21 protein-coding genes are annotated in these 22,009 nt (G+C 72.9%); 10 read left to right on the top strand and 11 right to left on the bottom strand.

What is annotated here, in order from left to right; genetic code table 11:
• Positions 1 to 10 precede the first annotated feature (10 nt).
• The 3 genes from AB0O40_RS09925 to AB0O40_RS09935 all read left to right on the top strand — a co-directional run bounded on the left by AB0O40_RS09925 (position 11) and on the right by AB0O40_RS09935 (position 2,335).
• Positions 11 to 550 (top strand): helix-turn-helix domain-containing protein, encoded by a 540-nt coding sequence (locus AB0O40_RS09925; RefSeq protein ID WP_365037609.1) that lies wholly within the window; start codon positions 11 to 13, stop codon positions 548 to 550.
• A 122-nt stretch (positions 551 to 672) separates the two neighbouring features.
• Positions 673 to 1,908 (top strand): MFS transporter, encoded by a 1,236-nt coding sequence (locus AB0O40_RS09930; protein WP_365037692.1) that lies wholly within the window; start codon positions 673 to 675, stop codon positions 1,906 to 1,908.
• Positions 1,909 to 1,954: 46 nt separating this feature from the next.
• Positions 1,955 to 2,335, top strand: coding sequence for a VOC family protein (locus AB0O40_RS09935; protein ID WP_365037612.1), 381 nt, complete (start codon positions 1,955 to 1,957; stop codon positions 2,333 to 2,335).
• 14 nt (positions 2,336 to 2,349) lie between these two features.
• Here the strand turns inward: AB0O40_RS09935 and AB0O40_RS09940 are convergent, their stop codons facing one another.
• The 4 genes from AB0O40_RS09940 to AB0O40_RS09955 all read right to left on the bottom strand — a co-directional run bounded on the left by AB0O40_RS09940 (position 2,350) and on the right by AB0O40_RS09955 (position 4,760).
• Positions 2,350 to 2,511: a hypothetical protein gene (locus tag AB0O40_RS09940; RefSeq protein WP_365037615.1), complete on the bottom strand. Its 162-nt coding sequence runs from the start codon at positions 2,509 to 2,511 to the stop codon at positions 2,350 to 2,352.
• Positions 2,512 to 2,563: 52 nt separating this feature from the next.
• Entirely contained in the window at positions 2,564 to 3,781 is a 1,218-nt protein-coding gene (locus AB0O40_RS09945; RefSeq protein WP_365037617.1) for a Shedu anti-phage system protein SduA domain-containing protein, read from the bottom strand.
• Positions 3,782 to 3,895: 114 nt separating this feature from the next.
• Positions 3,896 to 4,285, bottom strand: a complete 390-nt coding sequence (locus AB0O40_RS09950) for a ribosomal protein L7/L12 (RefSeq protein WP_365037620.1) — start codon at positions 4,283 to 4,285, stop codon at positions 3,896 to 3,898.
• Positions 4,286 to 4,334: 49 nt separating this feature from the next.
• On the bottom strand, positions 4,335 to 4,760 hold the full coding sequence (locus AB0O40_RS09955; RefSeq protein WP_365037623.1) for a hypothetical protein: 426 nt from the start codon (positions 4,758 to 4,760) through the stop codon (positions 4,335 to 4,337).
• Between the two features lie 152 nt (positions 4,761 to 4,912).
• Here AB0O40_RS09955 and AB0O40_RS09960 point away from each other — a divergent pair, with 152 nt between their 5' ends.
• The gene (locus AB0O40_RS09960; RefSeq protein WP_365037626.1) at positions 4,913 to 5,569 is read left to right on the top strand and encodes a hypothetical protein; all 657 of its coding nucleotides are present in this window, start codon (positions 4,913 to 4,915) and stop codon (positions 5,567 to 5,569) included.
• On the opposite strand, the gene AB0O40_RS09965 is transcribed toward AB0O40_RS09960, so the two are convergent.
• Positions 5,566 to 6,036, bottom strand: a complete 471-nt coding sequence (locus tag AB0O40_RS09965) for a hypothetical protein (RefSeq protein WP_365037629.1) — start codon at positions 6,034 to 6,036, stop codon at positions 5,566 to 5,568. The two genes, AB0O40_RS09960 and AB0O40_RS09965, sit on opposite strands and share 4 nt — an antisense overlap.
• A gap of 94 nt (positions 6,037 to 6,130) precedes the next feature.
• A complete protein-coding gene (locus tag AB0O40_RS09970) occupies positions 6,131 to 6,802 on the bottom strand; it encodes a TetR/AcrR family transcriptional regulator (protein WP_365037631.1) in 672 nt (223 codons plus the stop codon).
• A gap of 148 nt (positions 6,803 to 6,950) precedes the next feature.
• Between AB0O40_RS09970 and AB0O40_RS09975 the strand changes: the two genes are divergently transcribed.
• On the top strand, positions 6,951 to 8,459 hold the full coding sequence (locus AB0O40_RS09975) for an FAD-dependent monooxygenase (RefSeq protein ID WP_365037634.1): 1,509 nt from the start codon (positions 6,951 to 6,953) through the stop codon (positions 8,457 to 8,459).
• 4 nt (positions 8,460 to 8,463) lie between these two features.
• Here AB0O40_RS09975 and AB0O40_RS09980 read toward each other — a convergent pair whose 3' ends face one another.
• The 3 genes from AB0O40_RS09980 to AB0O40_RS09990 form a co-directional block, all read right to left on the bottom strand.
• Positions 8,464 to 10,530: a SpoIIE family protein phosphatase gene (locus AB0O40_RS09980; RefSeq protein WP_365037637.1), complete on the bottom strand. Its 2,067-nt coding sequence runs from the start codon at positions 10,528 to 10,530 to the stop codon at positions 8,464 to 8,466.
• Positions 10,531 to 10,692: 162 nt separating this feature from the next.
• On the bottom strand, positions 10,693 to 11,559 hold the full coding sequence (locus AB0O40_RS09985) for an endo alpha-1,4 polygalactosaminidase (RefSeq protein ID WP_365037639.1): 867 nt from the start codon (positions 11,557 to 11,559) through the stop codon (positions 10,693 to 10,695).
• Positions 11,560 to 11,730: 171 nt separating this feature from the next.
• Positions 11,731 to 13,257, bottom strand: a complete 1,527-nt coding sequence (locus AB0O40_RS09990; RefSeq protein ID WP_365037642.1) for an IucA/IucC family protein — start codon at positions 13,255 to 13,257, stop codon at positions 11,731 to 11,733.
• A gap of 83 nt (positions 13,258 to 13,340) precedes the next feature.
• On the opposite strand from AB0O40_RS09990, the gene AB0O40_RS09995 reads away from it, so the two are divergent.
• Positions 13,341 to 14,924, top strand: a complete 1,584-nt coding sequence (locus AB0O40_RS09995; protein WP_365037645.1) for an IucA/IucC family protein — start codon at positions 13,341 to 13,343, stop codon at positions 14,922 to 14,924.
• Positions 14,925 to 14,997: 73 nt separating this feature from the next.
• Here AB0O40_RS09995 and AB0O40_RS10000 read toward each other — a convergent pair whose 3' ends face one another.
• Together AB0O40_RS10000 and AB0O40_RS10005 are read right to left on the bottom strand one after the other, a co-directional pair.
• Positions 14,998 to 15,561 (bottom strand): DUF1707 domain-containing protein, encoded by a 564-nt coding sequence (locus tag AB0O40_RS10000; RefSeq protein WP_365037648.1) that lies wholly within the window; start codon positions 15,559 to 15,561, stop codon positions 14,998 to 15,000.
• Between the two features lie 68 nt (positions 15,562 to 15,629).
• Positions 15,630 to 17,153 carry an Ig-like domain-containing protein gene (locus AB0O40_RS10005; RefSeq protein WP_365037651.1) on the bottom strand — a complete coding sequence of 508 codons (1,524 nt, stop codon included), beginning with the start codon at positions 17,151 to 17,153 and terminating at the stop codon, positions 15,630 to 15,632.
• A 310-nt stretch (positions 17,154 to 17,463) separates the two neighbouring features.
• Here AB0O40_RS10005 and AB0O40_RS10010 point away from each other — a divergent pair, with 310 nt between their 5' ends.
• From AB0O40_RS10010 to AB0O40_RS10025, 4 genes are all read left to right on the top strand, one after another.
• Positions 17,464 to 18,255 (top strand): alpha/beta hydrolase, encoded by a 792-nt coding sequence (locus tag AB0O40_RS10010; RefSeq protein WP_365037654.1) that lies wholly within the window; start codon positions 17,464 to 17,466, stop codon positions 18,253 to 18,255.
• A 61-nt stretch (positions 18,256 to 18,316) separates the two neighbouring features.
• Positions 18,317 to 19,174: an arylamine N-acetyltransferase gene (locus AB0O40_RS10015; RefSeq protein ID WP_365037657.1), complete on the top strand. Its 858-nt coding sequence runs from the start codon at positions 18,317 to 18,319 to the stop codon at positions 19,172 to 19,174.
• 213 nt (positions 19,175 to 19,387) lie between these two features.
• Complete coding sequence (locus AB0O40_RS10020) at positions 19,388 to 20,899, top strand: S8 family serine peptidase (protein ID WP_365037660.1); 1,512 nt, start codon at positions 19,388 to 19,390, stop codon at positions 20,897 to 20,899.
• 240 nt (positions 20,900 to 21,139) lie between these two features.
• Positions 21,140 to 22,006 (top strand): serine protease, encoded by an 867-nt coding sequence (locus AB0O40_RS10025; RefSeq protein ID WP_365037663.1) that lies wholly within the window; start codon positions 21,140 to 21,142, stop codon positions 22,004 to 22,006.
• The last annotated feature ends 3 nt before the right edge of the window (positions 22,007 to 22,009 follow it).

Below are 22,009 nucleotides of genomic sequence, written 5' to 3' on the forward strand. Positions count from 1 at the left end.
CATTGGGGCCATGACAAACGATGATCTTCCAGAGACGTTCCACGTCACGACGGACGAGCAGTTGCGCGCCGTCTCCAACCTCACCCGCCACCGCATCATGGCGGTCCTCCGCTTCGAGCCCGCGACGATCACGCAGATCGCCGAGCGGGTGGGCCTTGCGAAGGGCAGCTCCAGCTACCACGTCCGGCTGCTCGAAGGAGCGGGCCTGATCAAGGTGGTGCGGACCCGCAAGGTCCGCGGCGTCACCGAGCGGTACTACGCCATGGCCGCCCGGTCGATCGCGCTGCCGGACCCGGGCGAGGGCGGGCCGGACGTGCTGATGCGGCACGCGGTGGCGGACCTCGAGGCCGCGCCGGCGGAGGCCGAACGGCACGTGCGGATGGCGCACCTGCGCCTCACCGACGAGCAGTTCGCCGAGCTCGGCGCGCGGCTGCAGGCCCTGGCCGACGAGTACCGCGAGCTGTCCGACCCTGCGCTGCCGGACACCTCGCTGGTCTTCGCCCTCTTCCACCCGTCGTCGAAGCTGCAGGCCGAAGGGGGCGCCAAGTGACCTCGGACATAACGAAGTCGGACACAAGGAGCACGGACATAGAGAACTCGGACACAAGGAGCTCGGACATAAAGACCACTGACATCAAGACCGCTGACATCAAGACCTCGGACACGAAGAAGCTGCCGGCCGGCTTCGGGCGGCTGTGGACGGCCCAGACGGTGTCCTCGCTCGGCGACGGCGTCACGCACGCCGCGCTGCCCCTGATCGCCCTCACACTGACCCGGGACCCGATGGCGCTCGCCGTGGTCACGGCCGCCGGAACGCTGCCGTGGCTGCTCTTCGGAGTGCTCGGCGGTGCGCTGGTGGACCGGTGGGACCGCCGGCGCACGATGTGGCTCACCGACGCGGCGCGGGCGGGGCTGCTCGTCGTGCCGGCGGCTGCGGCCGCGCTCGACGTGCTGAGCATCCCCCTGCTCGCGGTCGTCGCCTTCCTGCTCGGCCTCGGGGGACTCTTCTTCGACACCGCCGCCACGGCCTACCTGCCGGACCTGCTCGGCCGCGAGCCCGTGCTCCTGGAGCGCGCCAACTCCCGCCTGCGCGGCGCCCAGACGGCCGCCTCCGGCTTCGCCGGACCGCCCGCGGGCAGCGCCCTGCTCGCCCTCGGCCGGGCCGTGCCGCTGCTGGCCGACGCGGTGTCCTTCGCGCTCTCCGCGGCGCTGGTCCGCTCGCTGCCCTCGATGCCGAGGCCCGTACCGCAGGCCCGCGAATCGCTGCTGCGCCAGGCGCGGGCCGGTGCCTCGTACGTCTTCCGGGACCGGCTGCTGCTCGGGCTCGCGCTGCGTCCGGCGGTCGGGAACATCGCCTTCGTCGCGATGGAGACCGTACTGGCCCTCTTCGCACACGACCGTCTCGGCATCGGCTCCTTCGGCTTCGGCCTGCTCCTGACGGCGGAGGCCACCGGCGGACTGCTCGGCGCCGCCATCGCTTCCTTCCTGGGCCGGCGCCTGGGCACCGGAACGGCCCTGACCTGCACGGCCGCGGTCGAAGGACTGGCCATCCTGGGCCTGGCCGCCGCCCCGAACGCGTACGTCGCGGGGCTCGCACTGGCCGTCTGCGGGGCGGGCATGGGCGCCACGATGGTGCTCGCCCCCTCCCTGCGGCAGGCCGTCGTCCCCGCCGAACTGATGGGCCGGGTCGTCTCCACCTCCCGCATGCTCGGCATGTGCGCCGCGCCGTTCGGTGCCTTCCTGGGCGGCTGGCTGGCCACCGCCTACGATGTCCGCACCCCCCTCTACACCGCCGCCGGCCTGCTCCTCGCGATGACGGCCGTCACCTCGACCATGACCACCAACCGCCGCGTCGAGGCCGCCCTCCGCGCCGCCGCTCCGGCCCCCGAACCCGCGCTGACGGCCTGACGGCGCGATGTGGCGTCCCGGCGGAGCTGCGGGCAAGATCACCCGCATGGTCTCAACACTGCAGAACGTCGCGATCGACTGCGCGGACGCCTACGAGCTGGCCCGGTTCTGGAGCCGGGCGCTCGGCAGTCCCCTCCACCCGGACAGCGCGCCGGGCGACGCGGAGACGGCGGTGCTGCTGCCGCAGGGCCCGCAGCTGTACTTCAACCAGGTGCCGGAGCCGAAGACGGTCAAGAACCGGCTGCACCTGTGCCTGCGCCCCGAGACCTCCCGCGAGGAAGAGGTCCAGCGCCTCCTGGCCCTCGGCGCCACCCTCGTCGCCGACCGCCGCGAACCCGACGGCCCCGGCTGGGCCGTCCTCGCCGACCCCGAAGGCAACGAATTCTGCGTCCTCCGCAGCGCCTCCGACCGCGACCCGAAGCCCTGACCTCCCCCGGCTCGTCACACCGCTCCGATTGCCGCCACCCGCTCCTCGAAAAGCCCCAGGTCGACGACCTGGGGCTGCCAGAACCGGGCGGTCTTCTCTCCCCGACGCTGGGCGAAGACCAGTTCTTCTCCGTGCTCGTTGAGGAAGTAGCCGAGGTAGTCCTTGCCCGTGATCACACCACTGCACAGGCGGGCCAGCGTCTTTCGACCGCAGGCCGGTCGTCTGCGGTCACGACGTGGGCTCCTCGGTCTGGTCAGGGTCCTGCTGCGCCGACGCGAGGGCCAGCATCCGGGCCGCGGAGTCCAGCAGCGTTTCGTACGTGATCACTTCGATGCGTGCCGAGTGTGTGTTGTAGGTGCGGAGAGTCTCCGCGATCTCCTGCGGGGTAATGCCCGCACTGACGAATCGCGGGTGCCCGATCACCACCGTTGCCGAGGCTCTACGGGCATCGACTCCATGATCCGTGAGGATGGCCTTGCGGTTCTCGTCCATCGTGCGGAGGTAGTTCTGTGCCTGCGACACCGCGTGGTGGGCCGCGGCACCCAACATGAGGTGGCCGCTGCGGCGGATCACCAGGTCCTTGATGTGGGCACGCTTGAGCTCCACCACGTGAAGAGACCCATCACCACGCAGAAGCGGGATATCCAGAATCGTGTCCGCGGTGTATTGCCTGCGTGCGAGTTCCGCCACGTACGCACCGCCGAAGATCCACTCCTGATTCTTCAGGCGGGCGTGGAGGGCACTCTCCGAACTCGTCTCGTCCTCCACTGCGGCACGCAGGGCGTCGAGACCTGCTCGCCGGGCCTTCAGTTCCAGCAACTGGGCGAGCCGCCCGGCGTCGGCATCTTCGATGAAGTCGCCCCACATCCGCGCCGCCTCGGTCGAGGCCGGTCGCGGCAGGTTCCGTAGGACCAACTCCATATGCCCGTACTGCTGGAGTCGCCTCCGCTCTCGAGTGGGAAGTTGAATCCCACCTTCCCCCATGCCGAGGCCCAAGTGGTCCACGGACAGGGCTATCCCGCGGAAGAGGTCCCGCGCATCAGCGACCGTCGCCTCGGGGTTGTCCTTGGAGAGCGCGTCCAAGACGGCCACCGCCCGATCGGCGCCCATGGCCACCAGTCTGCGCATGCCTTCCTCGCTGCGATGCCGAGCCCTCTCGTCGTAGTAGTTCTCGAGGATTTCGAGGAACAGTTCGCCACAGGCGTAGGCAGCGAAGCGCTGAAACCGCTGGGCAAGGGCCAAGTCTCCGCACAGGAGCGCTTCTTGGGCAACGTCTTCCAATGCGGTCACCAGCGGTCTGCCCTTGCCGTACCCGGTCCCGCTGGAGGCAGGACCCATGACGTGCAGAACTGCGTCGATGCGGTCCAGAACCCTCGGCTGTTCCGTGAGCTCTCGTGCCTTGCTGACCATCTGCCAGAGTGTGAAACCGGATCGGAATGTCGTCATGCGCTGACGTTAGAAGGAGGCACTGACGTCCACGCTGAGTTGAGCAGATCAGGCCGAACGGCCCCCTTGCCCCGGCCGAGGTGGAGTCGCACGGTGAGACGGGTCCGGTTGCGCTCAACTAGGGGTGTCTCGTAGATCTTGCCGTCGTGGCTGCGTCAGCAGGAGCCGTACCCGGTCGGTTGTCGGTGGGCAACTCGCCCGACAGGCCTCGGGGGGCCAGGGCCCGCTGCACGGTGCCGGGTCAAGCGGGCCCGCCCCCTGCGTGACGGTCCGGTCGCACCAGTCGCAGACCACCGCCGTGCGGGCCCCAGCAGCCTCAAGGACACTCGCCGTGTCTTGAGCGGCCTCGAGCCAGTCGGGTTCTGTGACCGCTGCGGGGGCGCTGTCGAGCAGAAGCTTGTTGTTCCAGAGACTGAGGCCGGTGACCGTTCGGAGTGCACGGATCACGTCCGCCTTCCGGCTTCCTGCCCCCGTCAGCACGACTCGGAATCCTGGCTCTTCCACGTTTCCTCCGATTGACGCACCGTTCGACGGTGTTGCGCTGCTCGTGTCTCTAGTCGTCGAAGGGGACGAAGGCGGCGAGGGACGGCCAGTCCAGGGGGCGGATGATCGCAGCCAGCTGGGCGAAGGGGTCCTGGGACGCGGCCTGGAACCACATGACCGAGAGCGTCGTGTGGCCGTCCTCCGCGATGCCCGCCGGCTTCCACGGGGAGGTCAGCCGGGCCACCACCTTCTCCCGCGGCAGCCACGCGTCGAGCCGGCTCTCGGTGTCCGCCCGGAGCTCGTCCAGGCCGTGGACGTAGAGGTGCCGGGTCTTGGCCGTCGCGGTCGCGATCCGCATCAGGGTCATGCGGCGGTGCAGGTACGGCGTCCCTTCGAGCATGCCCTCCCGGTCGTCCTCCACGGCGAGGGTGCGGAGTTCGGCCCGCACCGGTCCGACCTGGTAACTGCGCAGTGCGTGGGCGTCCGTCTCGATCATGGGCCGAGGGTAGGCGGCCGTGCGGGGCGCGCCAAACGACTTTCGGCGGTGGGGTGGGCAAGACCCGGACGCCAGAATCTTTGATCATCTTGGCGCCGCAGCGGGTTACGGTGGCGCCTGCCACATGCCAACTACGGCTTGAAGGGGAACTCGTGAGCACATTTGACGGTTCGCAAGCGGCGCCGACCGCACGGCCTGGAGACCTTGAGCAGCTTCTTGTCGCGGCAGCGGATCTGGCCGACGCACGCCTCGACGACTTCACCGAGCTGGCGTCGCCCTCGTCCGACGAGGACCCGCCGCCGATGACCGCTCCGACCCCGGCCCTCACGGCCCTGCTGAACAGGGCGTTCAACGACAAGGCCGCGAGAGAGGTCAGGACGTCGTTCATGAACGCCGACTCCTCGATAGTCGTCGACGAGGGAGTCTCGGAACGGGCGGCAGGGGCAGCCGCGGCCTGGATGGCCGACATGCGGCAGGTGTACGCCCAGTGCGCCGCATGGACGATGAGCATCGGCGATCAGGAGATCACCATCCAGGTGGTGGATCCGGCCGATGATCCGAGCGAGCCGCTCAAGGTGGAGCAGAGGTTCGGTGACGAGGCCCTGATGCGTACGATGCTCGCCGGTCCGGTCGGGCAGCAGGCCCAGATCACCACCCTTCTGGTGCGCGATGGCGATCGGGCTCTGGAGCTGACGTTCCGTAGCTTGGCGGGCGAGCCCGGTGGGTCCGAGGCGGCGCGGCTCGCCACCGCGATGTCGGACTTCCTCGAGCTGGCACCGGCGAAGTTCCTGGGTCTACAGCTCGGCTAGCCGTACGGGTTGAGGGCCCAGAAGCGGACGGTCCCGCTGCGGCGGTCGAACCAGAGCATGGTGCGGTAGCCGCTGCCGTCGCGGTCGAGGTCCGCCGACCGGATCCATTGCGGGTCGTCCGGCCCCTCGCCCTTGAGGGGCTTCTCGAACCACGAGGTGAAGTCGGCGGGCGGCCCGCCGGGGACGAAGGCGTGGGCCGTCGTCAGCTCGGTGAGCCGACCCGCTGCCAGCCGGGCGAGTCCGGAGATGACGAGTTCCGGCGAGGGCAGGCCGCTGCGTTCGTCGTCGTCCCGGCTGCTCACCCACTTCGCGTCGGACAGCGGGCCGAGGGCGGGGAAGGCCTTCTCCAGCGGGGTCGCGTCGGTGTGCCAGTCCTTCGCGGACCCGTCCGCCGCTTGACGCACGCCCCACAGCGCGCACACCGCCGCCAGGCCCGCGCCGATCCCGATCAGTCTCCTTCGGTCCATCGGACCTCCCCCTTCTCTTTGCACCGGACGGTCAGCGCACCCGGTTTCTCGTCACCGCGGTGGGTCAGTGGACCCCGGTCTCTCCGTACCTCGGTCAGTGGACCCCGTAGCGGGCCTCGATGCCGTCGAGGAGGAGGTGGAGGCCTTCTTCGAAGTGGGCGTCGTAGTCCTCGAACAGGAGGGCGCCGGCCGCGGCGGTGAGCGGGTATGCGGCCATGCGCTCGGCGCGCTCCGCCACGTCGTAGCCCTCGCGGCGCTCGCCCGGCAGCGGGTGGACGCCTTGCTCCTCGGTGACGAAGCCGAGGGTGTAGGAGAAGGTGGCCGACAGCGCGCGGACCGCCTGCGGGAGGTCGAACCCCGCCGCGATCAGGGCGCTCAGCTGCGCTTCGGACTGCGCGGCGTGCTCGGTGCCGGTGAAACGGGAGCCGCTGAAGACGCGGGCGCCGTCGCGGTAGCCGAGCAGCGAGGTGCGCAGGGTGCGGTTGACGGCGAACAGGCGCTCCCGCCACGGCGGAGGGGGGCCGTCGGCGTCCGGTGCGGAGTTGAACCGCCGGAACATCTCGGTGGCCATCTCGTCGATGAGTTCCTGCTTGTTCTTGAAGTGCCAGTACAAGGCGGGGGCCTTGACGTCCAGCTCCTGCGCGATCGCGCGCAGGGTCAGCTTCTCCAGGCCCGTTTCGTTGAGCAGGCGCAGGGCCGTCTCGGCGACGGTGGCGCGGCTCAGGGGCGGCACGCGGGGCGGGGTGCGCTGCGGCTCGGGGGGCATGGCCGCCTTTCCGGGGCTTCATCCGTGCGGGGGTTGACAGCTTAACAGCGTTAAGGGCACTCTTTCGGCATGACCTTCCTTAACGGCGTTAAGGAGATCGGTCGGCGGTGGCCGCAGGGCGCGGTCGCACGGTGAACGGGGGAGAGCCATGACCCAGCAGTGGACGGAAGAAGCCGGTCGTCGGCCGGAGCCGGGCGAGGAGGTCCTGATCGTGGGCGCCGGCCCCACCGGCCTCGTACTGGCCTGCGACCTCGCGCGGCGCGGGGTGCGCGCGGTGGTGGTCGAGCGGTCGCCGGGGCTGTTCCCGGGGTCCCGGGGCAAGGGCATCCAGCCGCGCACCCTGGAGGTCTTCCACGACCTCGGGGTGGTCGAGGAGGTGCTCCGGCTGGGCGGTCCCGCACCCGTGGGAATGCTGTGGAAGGACGGCGCCCGCGTCGGCGAGCACCGGATGTTCGAGGAGGCCGTCCCGACCGAGGGCGCGCCGTACACCGGCCCGTGGGTGATGCCCCAGCGGCGGACCCAGGACGTGCTCCACCGCCGGCTGGTCGAGCTCGGCGGGGAGGTGCGCTTCGGCATCGAGCTGACCGCGCTGAGCCAGGACGACGAAGGCGTCGAGGCCGTGCTCACCCCGGTGGCGGGCGGCGCCCCCGTCACCCTGCGGGCGCGGTACGCCGTCGCCGCCGACGGCGGTCGCTCCACGGTGCGCCGGCTGACCGGCATCGGGATGACGGGGGAGCAGGTCGACAGCGCCCCGCTGCTCGTGGCCGATGTGGTGATACCCGCCCTGGACCGCGACAACTGGCACATCTTCCGCGGGGCAGAGGCGGGCAGCGGTGGCTTCGCCACCCTCTGCCCGCTGCCGCAGACGGACGAGTTCCAGTTCGTCGCGCAGACGGACCGCAAGCGCGAGACGGTCACGGCGCAGGACGTGCGGGAAGTGCTCTCCTCCCTCACCCCGATATCCGCCGAGCAGGTCGTCGAGGTGCGCTGGGCCTCGGACTTCACGGTCAACGCCGCGCTGGCCGACCGCTTCCGGCAGGGTCGGGTCTTCCTCGCGGGGGACGCCGCCCATATCCACTCCCCGGCCGGGGGCCAGGGCCTCAACACCAGCGTGCAGGACGCCTACAACCTCGGCTGGAAGCTGGCGGCCGTCCTGCGCGACGGAGCCCCCGAGACGCTGCTGGACTCGTACGAGGAGGAACGCCTGCCCAATGCCGCCGCCATGCTGGGGCTGTCCACCCGCATCCACCGGGGCCAGGCCCGGCGGGGTGCCGAGACCCGCCAACTCGGCCTGCACCTGCGGGAGTCCTCCCTCAGCCGGGAGACCCGCACCGGCCTGCCGGAGGACGCGCTGGCCGCGGGCGACCGGGCCCCCGACGGCCGGCGGGAGGGGATACGGCTCTTCGACCTCTTCGCCGGACCCCACTTCACCCTGCTCGCGGTCGACACCCCGCTCCCGGAGCGCCTGCCCGCGCTCCCGGGCCTGCGGACGGCCCGGATCGGGGCGTACGAGGCCTACGGGCGGGGGCTGTACCTCATACGCCCCGACGGCTACCTGGCCTGGGCTGGCAGCGGCGAGGACCCGGCCCGGTCGGCGGCCGCGCTCGACGCATGGGCCCGGCTGGTCGGGGCCCCGGTGGTGGCGGCCGCGGGCTGAGGTCCTACGAGGGTCCGGTCGGGGGGCGGGCCAGCAGGAAGGCGACGTCGTCCTGGGCGGCGTTGGGCAGGAGGCGGCCCAGCATGCCCTCGCAGACCGCCTCGAGCGGCCGGTCCAGGTCCCGCAGGGCTTCCGCGAGGCGGGCCATGCCCTGGTCCAGGTCCCGGTCACGGGTCTCGATCAGGCCGTCGGTGTAGAGGGCGAGGACGCTGCCGGGCGGCAGGGCGATCCACTCCGTGCGGAAGTCCCGCCCGCCCGTCCCCAGGGGCGTGCCGGGCGGGCCGTACAGGAAGGTCACCGTGCCGTCGGGCCGGGCCACCGCGGGCGGCGGGTGGCCGGCGCGCGCCAGCTCGCAGCCGCCCTTCGCGGGGTCGTACACCGCGTAGACGCAGGTGGCCATCTCGTCCTCGCCGAGGTCGGCCACGACCGCATCCAGAGAGCGCATCATCCGATCGGGGGGAACGTCATGACGGGCGAGCGTGCGCACCGCGGTGCGCAACTGACCCATGACGGCAGCCGCATGGATGCCGTGTCCCATCACGTCACCGATGACCAGACCGGTCCGGCCGCCGTCCAGGCCGATCACGTCGAACCAGTCACCGCCCACGTCGTGGTCGCTGGCGGGGAGGTAGCGCCCGGTCAGCTCCAGGTCGGTGACCTGCGGCAGGGCGTTGTTGGTGAGGCTGCGCTGGAGGGTGCGGGCGGCCTCCCGCTGGCTCATGTACATCCGCGCGTTGTCGATGTTGAGGGCGGCCCGGCCGACCAGCTCGTCGATGAGCACGCAGTCCTGCTCGTCGAAGGGCTCCCGGTCGCGCACCCGGGTGACGGTCACCGCACCCAGTACCTTGCCGCGGGCGACCAGCGGGATCATCCGCGCCGATCCGATGGCGTGGGTGAGGTACTGGCGCAGGGACTCGGCGCGCGGGTCCTTGATGAGGGCCGGTACGTCCGGCCGGAAGAGGTTCATCGGGCGGCCCTCGGCGAGCACCCGCTCGTAGACCGAGCCGATCGGGATCTGGAAGGTCTGGCCCACCGCCAGCTTCGAGGTCGGGGCCGTCGGGTCGGGGAAGGCGGCGGCCAGCCGGCGCAGCAGGCCCCGGGTGGAGACCCCCGCCTCGTCCGGGTCGAGCACACCGGTGAGCAGCTGTACGTCGGCGGAGTCCGCCAGCTGCGGCACCAGCACCTGCACGATCTCCTCGGCGGTCTGCCCGAGGTCCAAGGTGGTGCCGATGCTGGCACCGGCCTCCGCGAGCACCGCGAAGCGGCGGCGGGCCCGCTCCGCCTCGACCAGGGCCCGCTGGCCCTCGGTGATGTCGATCAGCGAGGCGATCAGGCCCAGCCGCCGCCCGGCGCCGTCCAGCAGCGGGGCATAGGAGCAGGACCAGGTCCGGTCGTGCTCGGGATCCGCCGGGGTGCGGCCGGTCCGCCGGGCGTCCACCACCGCCTCGCCGCGGTCCATCGCGCGCTGCATCATCTCCTCCAGCGCGGTGGCGTTCACCCCCGGCACCACCTCGGTGAGCCGGCGGCCGAGGTGCTCCTCGGCGCTGACGCCGTTCATCCGGGCCAGGGCGTCGTTCACCCGCAGGAAGCGCAGGTCCGGGCCGAGGGTGCCGAGCCCGATGGGGGACTGGGTGAAAAGGCTCTCCAGGGCGGCCAGGGAGTCCCGCATGCGGAGCACTTCGGAGGTCTCCACCGCGATCAGCATGGCGCCCGGCCGGCCGCGCGGGTCCACGGCCGGGACGATCCACATCTCCATGGTCACCGGGTGCCCGTCGAGGTGCCGCACGGACAGGGTGCCGACCACCGTCTCGCCGGCGTGCACCCTCTCGGTCAGGTCGTCGGCGAGCTGCCAGTTCCCGGGCGGTACGAGCACGTCCGAGGCGAGCCGGCCGATCAGGTCCTCGGGCCGGTGTCCGAGCAGGTCCTGGGCGGCCAGCGACCACTCCACGATCCGCCCGTCGGCGTCCTCCCGCCACAGGGCCATCGGCAGCAGCTCGCGCAGCACCCCCGCATAACCGACCGCCGACAGGGGCTGATCGGGAACCTCACTCGTCGACTGGTAAGTGTCCAATGCATCGACCTAACCCCGGGGGGTGCCTTCCCTACCGAAAACCCTAGCCGAGCCACCCGCTGGAGGCGCTGCGTAGGCCCCTTCCCGGGGCCGCCCGTGGGCAATCCCCGCCGGTCAGCCGCCCGCGGGCCGGGCGGGGCCCGCGCGGGGCCGGTGGGCGGGTCAGCAGGCCTTGCGGAGGTAGCCCGAGGCGCCCCGGGGCCGGAGGTCCAGGTTGCGCTGGACGATCGAGAGCCGCTTCCCCCAGGCGGCGCAGGCCTTGGCGAAGTCGCGGGCGCGGTACTCGATGACGAACACCCGGCTGCCGTAGGCGGCGACGTACTCCCCGCACTCGTCGTAGCGGCCGCACTCCTCGGCCACTGCGAAGTCGAAGCCGATCCGCTTCGCCTTCGGGATCAGCTCGACGCTGTTCTTCTGGCCGATGGCCAGGCCCCGGGCGTGCGCCCGGCGGGCGAGCAGGGTGGCGAGGGCGACGTTGTCCGCCCTGGTCAGCAGGCCCTTGGAGCGAGCGTAGGAGTCGAGGTTGTCCGGCTCGATGGCCTTGAAGCCGTGCCGGCTGCACCCGTCGATCCAGGCGCCCACGACCGAGGCGAGCCGGGTGCGCTTGGCCGCGGTCGAGGTGTCCAGGAGGGCTTCGTTCCAGTCCTTGTCGATCACCAGGCGCCCGCGCGCGTCCCGCAGCAGCAGGTCCGGGTGCTTGCGCTGCCACCACTTCAGCTGCTCGGGCTGCGCCTGGAAGCCGTTGACGTAGCAGATGGTGTAGGCGCCCGCGACCGGTCGGTCCGAGCGGTCCCGGGAGAGCACCTTGACCGCGGCGCTGGGCTTGTAGGCGCCGCCCAGCTGGTAGTCGAAGGAGGCGTTGCCCCGGGGCAGCGAGAGGGAGGCGGCGGCCGGGGCGGCCGCGACGGCCCGGGGCGTCACCGGGCCGCCGGAGAGGAGGACGCCGGCGCCCAGCGCGCCGGCCAGGCCCAGGGCGGCTCCGTACCGGGCGCCCCGGCGCAGGCGGACGGGGGTGCGGTGGCTGGCCATGACGGACTCCTCGGTGACGGCTTCGGCGGCGCGTGCGGGTGCGGCTGCGACGTGAGCGACGAGCGGGGCACGCCCGACGGTTCCCGCCGCGACCCCGCGATCACATCACAAGAATCCGGCCGCCCGTGGGCAAAACCGAACTCCCGTGTGTCCGGTGGGCGTTCGGGATCCTCAGGGGGAGGTGAGCGGGTTGGGGAGCCGGGCCCACCGGTCGCCGGTGCCGGGCGGGCTCAGGCGCATCAGCGTCAGCGCCTTGGCCGGCAACGGCTCGGTCAGCAGGGCCCGCAGGTCCTCGCCGGGGGGCAACTCCCGCGTGGCGGCGGTCAGGACCTCGCCCAGGGTCCGCGCGTCCCCGGCCAGCGGACCGAGTGCGCCGGTGACCAGCGAGCCGAAGAGCTTGCGCCGCAGCGCCTCCGGCTCGTCGGTCTGCTGCCGTGCGGTGAGCTCCGGTACGGCGATCCCGTGCCGGGCGAGGCGGGCCGGACTGATGCGGATGTCCGCCAGATCGCGGTAGACCAGACGCAGCGGACGTCCCGCGGAGTCCACCACCAGCAGGAGGTTCTGCCCGTGCGCCTCCAGGGCCACTCCCAGCCCCAGCAGACCCAGGCCCACCCCCAGGACCAGCTCCGCGTACGAGACCAGCCATGCCGTCCGGCCGGCCGCGGGGACCAGCGCCCCCAGCGCGGCCACCGGGACCACCGACTCCCCGGCCGAGGCGTCGGCGTACCGGTCGGGGGACTCGCGCAGCACGGCGGCCAGATCAGGGGCCGGGGCCCCGACCGCCGCCACGGTGCGGGTGATGTGCAGCCGGCCCGCCCAGCGCGCGGGCAGCTTCTGCACCAGCTCGGAGACGAACTCCGAGAGCACGCCGGCATTGGCCACCGAATAGGCCGAGATGTCCCGCACGGAGGAGGTCAGCCGGGCACTGAGCGCCGTCTTGACGTGCAGGTCGCCGAGCGGGCCGGCCGGATCGGCGGCCAGGGTGCGCAGTGCCATCAGGGGGTGGGCGGTGAGCTCCGGACCTCGCGTCGGGCGGTCCAGCACGTGCGCGGCCTGCCAGGGGTGCACCGGCACCAGCACGGTGCCGTCCTCCCGCAGCTCCTTGGGCCAGGCCCCGCTGAGCTGGGGGTCCGTGACCGCCACCAGCGGCAGCCGGACGCTCTGCCCCTGCTCGGGGGCGTACGCCAGCTGCTCCGCGGCGTCGAATCCGGGCCGGGAGCGGCAGCCGGGGTGGTAGGGATGCCCGTCGACCACCCGCTGCTCCCACTCCCAGGACGTACGGGGCGCGCCGTGGGGGAGGGGTGCGGTGCGGGCCAGCGCCAGGCAGGCCACGCTCCCCGCCAGTTCCTCGGCGAACTGCGCGCCGCGCGGCACTCCGAGGGCGAGCAGCAGCTCGGCGGGATGCCCGTACGCCCGGCCGGCCAGCTCCAGCGGCCCGGTCAGGTCCCCGGTCGCCCAGGGGTCGGCGGCCGGACCGGAGATCCGGCGGCCGTCGGCCAGGTGCACGGCCGTGCCTCCGTCGGCCGTCGCCGCGCGTCGGCCGGTCCAGGGCAGGGGGTCGTACACCAGCCCCCGCCACAGCCGGGCCAGGACCGCCGCCCGCGCCCCGGGAAGGGCGGCCTCGTAGGCGGACAGCCGGTCCGGCCGTACGGAGCGGAGTTCGTCGGCAAGGGCCCGTTCGGCGCCCGTCTGGAACAAGAAAAGCCTCCCGTGACACGTAGGACTGCACGTTATACATACTGATCTCAGCGGAAGCTGATCTCTGCGGATACTGGATCCTGATGAACGCCTTTCCCATGACCGCCGAGCCCACCGCCGACGCCCTCGCCGTGGCTCCGTTGCTGAACTGCCTGGTCCGCGAGCTGGCCGAACCGGCCGGGGCGCTGCCCGGCGGGCCCCGGTCCGCCCTCGGGTCCGTGCCCCGGGACGGGCACCGGACCTACCGGCTACCCGCCTGCGGCAAGCTGCTGAGGGTGAGCGCGGGTCACCGACCCGGCGCCCCCGAGGTGTGGGCGCAGAGCTCCTGGCAGCCGCTGAGCCACGCCGCGCTCGTCGCCCTCGTCACCGAGGAGATGAGCCTGTCCACCGGGCGCCCCAACGACTCCCTGGCCGGGGAGATGGCCGAGAGCCACGCCGCGGTGGCCGCCATCCTGGCCGCCCGGGCCACCGCCACCCCGCCCGCCGACCCCTGGCTCCGCTCCGAGCAGGCCCTCGTCACCGGCCACCCCTTCCACCCCGCCCCCAAGGCCCGCGGCGGTGCCCCCGCCGGTACCTGGCTGCGGTACGCCCCCGAGGCCCACGCCAGCTTCCCGCTCGTCCTGCTCGGGGTGCGCGAGGACGTCCTCGCCGAGGAAGGCGACACCACCGCGCTGGACGCCCTGGGCCCGGTCCCGGCCGGCTACCGCCTGCTGCCCGCGCACCCCTGGCAGCTGGCCCTGGCCGGGCACCTCCCCGAGCTGCACGACGCCTTCGCGCAGGGGCGGCTGATCCGGCTCGGCGAGACCTCCTGGCCGGTGTGGCCCACCGCCTCGGTGCGCACGGTCCACGTCCCGCGCGGCCGGAGCCTGCCCGGCGAGGACCTGTTCCTGAAGTTCAGCCTCGACGTGCGGATCACCAACGACATCCGCCGGCTGTGGCGGCACGACCTGCTCACGGTGCGCCGCACCGACCGGGCGGTTGCCGTGGCCTTCGAGGCGCTGGAGGGCCCGGCGGCCTGGATGAGCGACCTCGGGTACCGCACCGTCGAGGGGCTGTTCGAGCCGTGCGCGGTGCTGGTGCGGGAGGGCCTGGACCGCCACCTGCTGCCCGGCACGACCGCGCTGCTGCCGGCGGCGATCGCGGAGGGCTTCGAGGGCAACCCCCTCGACGGCCTCAGCGACCCGGCCGCCTGGTGGGAGGCGTACCTGCGGTGCGTGGTGCCGCCGGTGCTGGAGGTGTTCGACCGGCACGGCCTGGTCCTCGAGTGCCACCTGCAGAACACCCTGGTCGCGGTGGCGCCCGACGGCCTGCCGGTGCAGGCCGTCTTCCGGGACCCGGAGGGGGTGAAGCTCCTCGCGGAGACCGGCCGTCAGGCCGGCTGGCAGCGGCTGGTCTACTGCCTGGTCGTCAACCACCTCGCGGAGATCGCCGGCGCCCTCGCCGACCGCTTCCCGGGCGCCGCCCCCGCGCTGTGGGCGGCGGTGCGCCGGGAGTTCGAGCGGTACGACGCGCGCCGTCCGCTGCCCGAGATCGCCGGGCTGCTCCGGGGCGCCACCCTGCCCGGCAAGGCCAATCTGCTGCTGCGCTGGACCGACGCCGACGGCGCGGACTCCCGCTACCTCCCGCTCCCCAACCCCCTGCGGGAGGCGGGCGACGGCCCGTACTGACATCGGCGCCCGCCCGGGCCGGCCGGCGTGGACCTGGCTCCTGCCGCCGACCCGGGCGGGCGCCGGAGCGTCGCTACCGTCGGGCGCGCTTGACCCGGATCTGTCCGGTCCGCGGGTGCCCGACGATCCGCAGCACCGGGTCGGTCGGGTCCACCGGCCCGCCCGGTTTGACGGCGATGCGCGCCGTGTTCGTGCTCGCCGGGTCGATCAGGACGTCCCAGCCCTTGGGGACCACGACCTGGACGGTGCCCATCCCGCAGGTCGCCTCCAGGGTGACCTCGCGGTGCAGGCAGGTGGCTTCGGTGAAGTCGATCAGGATGTTGAGCATCCCGCACTCGGCCGCGATCCGCTGCGGCACCGTCCACCGCCCGGTCTGCCGCAGGGGCGTCATGTGCGTCTTCAACAGCAGCGTCCCGGTCCCCGGCGCCGTGCCGTCGGCCGGCAGGTCGACGACCAGCTCCGCCAGCTCCGCGTAGGTCCTGGCCGCGTAGGCCAGCTCCAGCCGCTCCGTCAACTCGGCCGTCTCGAGCCGGCCTTCCCCGGCGGCCAGCCGCAGCCGCTCGGCCACCGCCTCGCGGTCGCTGTCCGCCGCCCGGGTCGCGGGCGCCGGGAGTTCCCACCCGTTCAGTTGAGTCATACAACGAACCTACCGAGCCAGGCCCGGCCAGGTGACGCCGGGTCAGTGGCCGGGCGCCGGGCTGCGGTTCAGATCAGTGGGTGCAGGGCGGTGGGGGGCTGGGGGAGTTCGTCGGCGGCGTCCTCGGGGGCGTCGGGTGCGGAGGGGGCGGGGGCCTCGACGCCCGGCGCCGGACCGTCGTCCGGGGCGCCGGGCAGCGCGCTGCCCGCCAGCCAGGCGGGCCAGCCGAGGTTCCAGTCGCCGAAGCCGTTGTCGAAGGGGGTCATCGCCTGGCCGCCGCTGTTGACCACGCTCACCAGGTCGCCCTCGTGCACCGTCTCGAAGAACCACTGGGCGTCCTCGGTGCTCATGCCCGTGCAGCCGTGGCTGACGTTCTCCTCGCCCTGCGCCTCCACCGACCAGGGCGCCGCGTGCACGTACTCCCCGCTCCAGGTGACGCGGGTGGCCCAGTAGACCGGCATGTCGTAGAACTCCCTGGTGCCGCGCTTGATGCCGACGCTGTCCCCGCGCATCCGCACCTTGGCCTCCTTCTTCAGCACCACCTTGATGCCGCTGCGGGTGCGGAAGCCCGCCTTGCCGGTGGTCACCGGCAGCTCCCGCAGCAGCAGGCCGTTGCGCCGGACGGTCATCCGGTGCCGGGCGGAGTCGGTGACCGCCTCGATCCGGTCGCCGACGACCAGGTGCACCGGCGCCGACGGCCCGCCGTACCGGCCGCCGCCCAGGGCCACCCCGTCCAGGCCGCTGCGGACCTCGATCACGGTGTGCGCCGGCCAGTAGCCGCGCGGCCGGTAGTGCAGGGTCTGGTCGTCGACCCAGTACCAGGAGCCGCTGACCCGCGGCTCGGAGACCACCTCCAGGGCCTGCTCGACCAGGGCGCGGGCCCGCCGGTCCCGCCGCGGTACCGGCGCGCTGAGCTCGGCCGTGACGATCTGCCCGGCGCCGTAGGTCCCCGAGCGCGGGCCGAGGTCGGCGGTGAGGCGTTCCTCGGTCCGCTCGCGGGCCGGGGCGGTCCGGAAGACGAAGGCGGTTCCGGCCGCTGCCGCCGGGCCCTGTGCCCGGACCTGCACGGCGTACGACTCGTCGGCGCGCAGCGGGTCGGTGCTCCGCCAGACTCCGCCGCCGGCGCCGAGGGTGCCCGCGATCCGTCGCCCGTGGGTGTCGTGGACGGTGACGTCGGTCAGCCGCGCCGGCGCGGCGACCGAGAGCCGCAGCGGGCCGCCGGGCCGGGTCAGCGGACCGGCGGTGGCCCCGGGGGCGAGGGCGGCCAGGTGCTCCGGCGCCACGTCGAGGGCCCCGCCGGGGGTGGCGCGCACGGTCTCCAGTTGCCAGCCCCCGCACTCCTTGGTAAGCAGCGATCCGGGCCGGCACCCGGGGCCGGAGCCGTCCAGCATCCGGCCCACCTGGACGGCGACGGTGCCGGTGCCCGCGACCGTGTCCGCGGCGGGGGAGCCGGCCGGTGCCGTGCGGGCCGGGCGGCCGGCCGTGCCCGCCGCCGGCGCGGGATCCGCCGCCGCTCCGGTCACCAGCAGGGCCCCCGTCACACAGCCCAGCGTGCTCCACTTCAGCCCTCGTCGTGCCCGTGACACCGTCACGCCGCCCTCCTGCGCTCGTCGCCGGTTCGCAGTATCAAACGATCTTGGATCAACCGATGATCGTCACCCCGCCACGCTGGGCCGAACGGGCCGCGAGACGACCCGGCCGGCGTAGTGGCCCCCCCCCGGACTCCTCGGAATAGACCGCTCCGGATATCGACTACACCGTTCAGTTCAGTAACTGCACTGAACGGTGTAGTGTTTTCGATGTCGGGAGGGCGGCGCAGAGCCGCCCCGCCGGCCCGGTCCCGCACGCCACGGGACGAGGCCGTGCGATCGGCAAAGACCCGCCACGCAAGAGGAGTTCGCCATGTCCTTCGACGCCATCACCGCAGTCGCCCCCGCCGGCGCCGCCCGCATCCCCTACCGCCTCGTCGGCCACGGCCCCGCGGTGATCCTGGTCCACGGCACCGGCCCCGGCTCCAGCCTGTGGGACGGCATGGTCGAGGCCTTCGCCGCGGACCACACCGTGATCCTCCCGGAGCTGTCCGGCAGCGAGCAGGCCCAGGACGACGGCGGCCCGCTCACCGCGGAGCTGCTGGCCGGCCAGGTCCACGCGGTGCTCGAGCACGCCGCGGTCGGCCCCGCCGACGTGGTCGGCTTCTCCCTCGGCGCCCCGGTCGCCACGGCCGCCGCCGCGCTCCGCCCCGACCTGGTGCACCGCCTCGTCGCCGTGGCCGGCTGGACCCACCCGGGCGACGCCTACCTGCACACGCAGATGACGCTCTGGCAGCGGCTGGCCGCCGACCCCGTCGCCTTCGGCCGCTTCGCCACCCTCACCGCCTTCAGCCGGGGCCACATCCAGAGCATCGGACGGGAAGGGGTCGAGACGAGCTCGGGCTTCATGCGGCCGACCCCCGGAGTCCTGCGCCAGCTCGACCTGAACCTGAGCCTGGACATCCGCCCGCTGCTGCCGCTCGTGCAGGCTCCCGCCCTGGTCATCGGCTGCACCCAGGACGCCACCATCCCCGTGGAGAACCACCGCGAGCTGCACGCCGGCCTCGCGGGCAGCGAGTACGTCGAGTTCGACACGGGCCATGTGGTCCTCTTCGAGCAGGCCGAGCAGTTCACCAAGCTCGTCCTGGACTTCCTCGCCGTCTGAGCGCCACCGCGCCCCGGGCGGCCCCGACCGGCACCGGACACACCCGCAAAGGACCTCCGTCATGACCCCACCCGCCACCCCCACCGTCTGGCACGCGGACCAGCTGGACCTCGACGCCTACCTGGCCCGCATCGGACTGCCGGGGGAGCACCCCGTGACCCGGGCCACCCTCTTCGACGTCTACCGGGCACACCTGCTGACCATCCCGTTCGAGAACTTCGAGATCATCCTCGGCCGGGGCCTGCAGATCGACCTGGCCTCCGTCCAGGGCAAGCTGGTCGACCGGCGGCGCGGCGGCTACTGCTTCGAGCACGTCACCCTGCTGGCCGCCGCGCTCGAGCGGCTGGGCTTCGAGATCGTCGGCGTGCTCGGCCGGGTGCTGCTGCACCAGGTCCGCACCATCCCCTCCACCCACGCCCTGCTCACCGTCAAGGACCCCGAGGACGGCCGGACCTGGCTCTGCGACATCGGCTTCGGCAGCGGCCCGCTCGCCCCGATCGAGGTCGCCGAGGGCGCCGAAGTCGACCTGGATGGCTGGGGGTTCGTCCTGGAGCGCGAGGACGGCCCGTACGGCATCGACCTCTGGACGCTGCGCCAGCGCGGCGAGGAGGGCTGGGAGGACCGGAACCGGTTCACCCTCAGCCCCGTCCTGCCCGTGGACCTCGCGGTGGGCAACCACTACGTGAGCACCCATCCGCGCTCGCCCTTCGTGGCCCGTCCCTTCGTACAGAAGTTCACCCTCGACGCCCTGTACCAGCTCGACGGCGCCACCTGGACCACCCGGCTCCCGGACGGTACCGCCACCGAGCGGCGGATCGCCCCGGCGGAGGTCGGGCCCGTCCTCACGGAGCACTTCGGCATCGAGCTGGACCCCGCCGACCTCGCCGCCGTGGAGGAATGGCTGGCGGGCCACGCCTGACCCGCAGCTCCACCCGAGCCGGGCAACCCCCCTGTTCAGGGGAGGGCTGCGCACCTGGTGCCTGCTCGGCGGCTCTTCCTATGCTGCCCGAGCTGCACCGTTCCACCGCACTTCGCACACATGTCGTCCATCAACCCGCGCTGCGGGGGATGCACACGCGGCATGCGCCGACCAGGTGCGCCGCGCCATGTCCTGTCGAGTCGGAGGTCTCCCTTGGGTACGCAACGCCGCCGTCACCGGCGCCTGTTCGCCCCGCTCGTCAGCCTGACCGCCACCGTGGCCGCGCTCACCGCGGCCACCGGTACCGGCCAGGCCGCCACGCCCGCGCCGAGCCCCGCGGGCACCGGCACGGTCCGCACCGTCGCCGGTGCCCGCGCCGTCCCCGGCAGCTACCTGGTCGTCCTCAAGGACGGGCTGGTCGCGCCGACGGCCGTCCCGCAGACGGCGGCCGACCTCACCACCCGCTACGGCGGCCGCGTCCGCCACGTCTGGCAGGCGGCCCTGCACGGCTTCGCCGTGCGGATGAGCGCCGCCGAGGCCGCCCGGCTGGCGGCCGACCCGCGGGTCTCCTACGTCCAGCAGGACGCGGAGGTGCACGCACTGGGCACCCAGCCGAACCCGCCGTCCTGGGGCCTGGACCGCATCGACCAGCGGGACCGGCCGCTGGACGGCAGCTACTCGTACGCGGGGACCGCGCCGAACGTCAACGTGTACATCGTCGACACCGGCATCCGCACCACCCACACGACCTTCGGCGGCCGGGCCGTCTGGGGCCACAACTCCGTCGACGCCGACAACACCGACTGCAACGGCCACGGCACGCACGTGGCGGGCACCGTCGGCGGCAGCCAGTACGGAGTGGCCAAGGACGTGCGGCTGACCGCGGTCAAGGTCCTCAACTGCGCGGGCTCCGGCACCACCGCCGGCCTGGTCGACGGCCTGAACTGGGTCGCGGCCAACGCCGTCAAGCCCGCGGTGGTCAACCTGAGCCTCGGCTACCAGGGCATCGACGCCACCGCGGACGCCGCCGTGCGCAACACCATCGCCACCGGCGTCACCTTCGCCATCGCCTCCGGCAACTCCGGCGCCGACGCCTGCAACTACTCCCCGGCGCACGTCGGCGAGGCCATCACGGTCAACGCCACCGACAGCGGCGACAACCGGGCCTCCTTCTCCAACTGGGGCACCTGCACCGACATCTTCGCCCCGGGCGTGGCGATCACCTCGTCCTGGAACACGAGTGACACCGCCACCAACTCGCTCCAGGGCACCTCGATGGCCACCCCGCACGTGGCCGGCGCGGCCGCCCTCTACCTCTCCACCCACCCGGCCGACACCCCGGCCCAGGTCCAGGCGGCCCTGGTCGCCGCGGCCACCCCGAACCGGGTGCTCAACCCCGGGGCCGGCTCGCCCAATCTGCTGCTCTACACCGGGGGCACCGCCAGCGGCGGCGTCAGCGTCGCCAACCCGGGCGACCGCACCGACTACCAGTACGACTCCGTGAGCTTCGGGATGTCGGCGAGCGGCGGCACCGCGCCGTACACCTGGTCGGCGGTCAACCTGCCCACCGGCGCGACGATCAACTCGGGCACGGGCGTCATCTCCGGCACCCTGCGCGGCTCCGGCACCCGTGCGGTCACCGTCACGGCGACCGACCGGACGGGCGCCGCCGGCAGCACGACCTTCAACTGGAAGGTGATCCGCGACGCCTGCCCGCGCTGCTGATCACACCGTGAGACCGAGGGGGGTGGGCGATGCAGGGCGCCCATCCCCCTCTCCTTTTGCGACCGTTCTCCCGTCCGGCGGGGATCCGGCCCCCGATTCGGCTGAAAATATGCCGGGAACCCAGTGAACCTCCGGCCGTCGGTTCCGGTCTCGTCTTGAGGTACCTGCCGAAGATCCGAAACGGCCCCCGTGGTCCGGACCTTCGGCGTTCCGTACAACGAGAGTGGAGACCACCCCCCAATGACCACCTTCCCGTCCGCCCGTCGCGCGGCCTCGGCCGCCCTCGCCGCCGGTGCGGCCCTCGCGCTCCTGGGCACCGCCGCCGCGTCGGCCACCGCCGCGCCCGTGCCCCCCGGCCAGCCGGAGAGCATCATCGGCGGCAAGGAGCAGTCCGACGGCGCCTACCCCTGGATGGCCGCGCTGCTGTCCAAGGGCTCGGCCAGCCCCGTCCAGCGCCAGTTCTGCGGCGGCAGCCTGATCGACGCCAACGTGGTGCTCACCGCCGCGCACTGCGTCACCGGCGCCAAGGCCAAGGACCTGGAGATCACCGTCGGCCGCACCGTCCTGTCCCGCAAGGGCCAGGGCCAGCTGCGCAACGTCCGCAGCATCGTCGTCCACCCGCGCTACGCCAAGGACGAGGCCTACGACCTTGCCCTCATAGAGCTGGCCAAGCCGGTCACCGGCGTCAACACCGTCAAGCTGCCCACCCAGGGCACCGACGCCCTGCTCCGCCCCGGCGCCAAGGCCAAGGTCATCGGCTGGGGCAACACCGACACCGAGATGACCCACTACCCCGACCGGCTGCGCGGGGTCCTGGTGCCGCTGCTCTCGCACGCCGAGTGCAAGGCCACCAACAAGGAGTACGACAAGGCCGTCAACATCTGCGCCGGGGTCGAGGGCAAGGACTCCTGCCAGGGCGACAGCGGCGGCCCGCTGTTCCGCACCGTGGCCGGCCGCACCTACCAGATCGGCATCGTCTCCTACGGCGAGGGCTGCGCGGAGCAGGGCGCCCCCGGCGTCTACACCTCCACCAGCTCGGCCAAGCTGTGGACCACGCTCGGCGAGTCCCGCGAGGGCAAGCGCATGCTGAAGCTCCTCGGCCGCTGACCA

Source organism: Streptomyces sp. NPDC089919 (assembly GCF_040684615.1).
Taxonomy (GTDB): domain Bacteria; phylum Actinomycetota; class Actinomycetes; order Streptomycetales; family Streptomycetaceae; genus Streptomyces.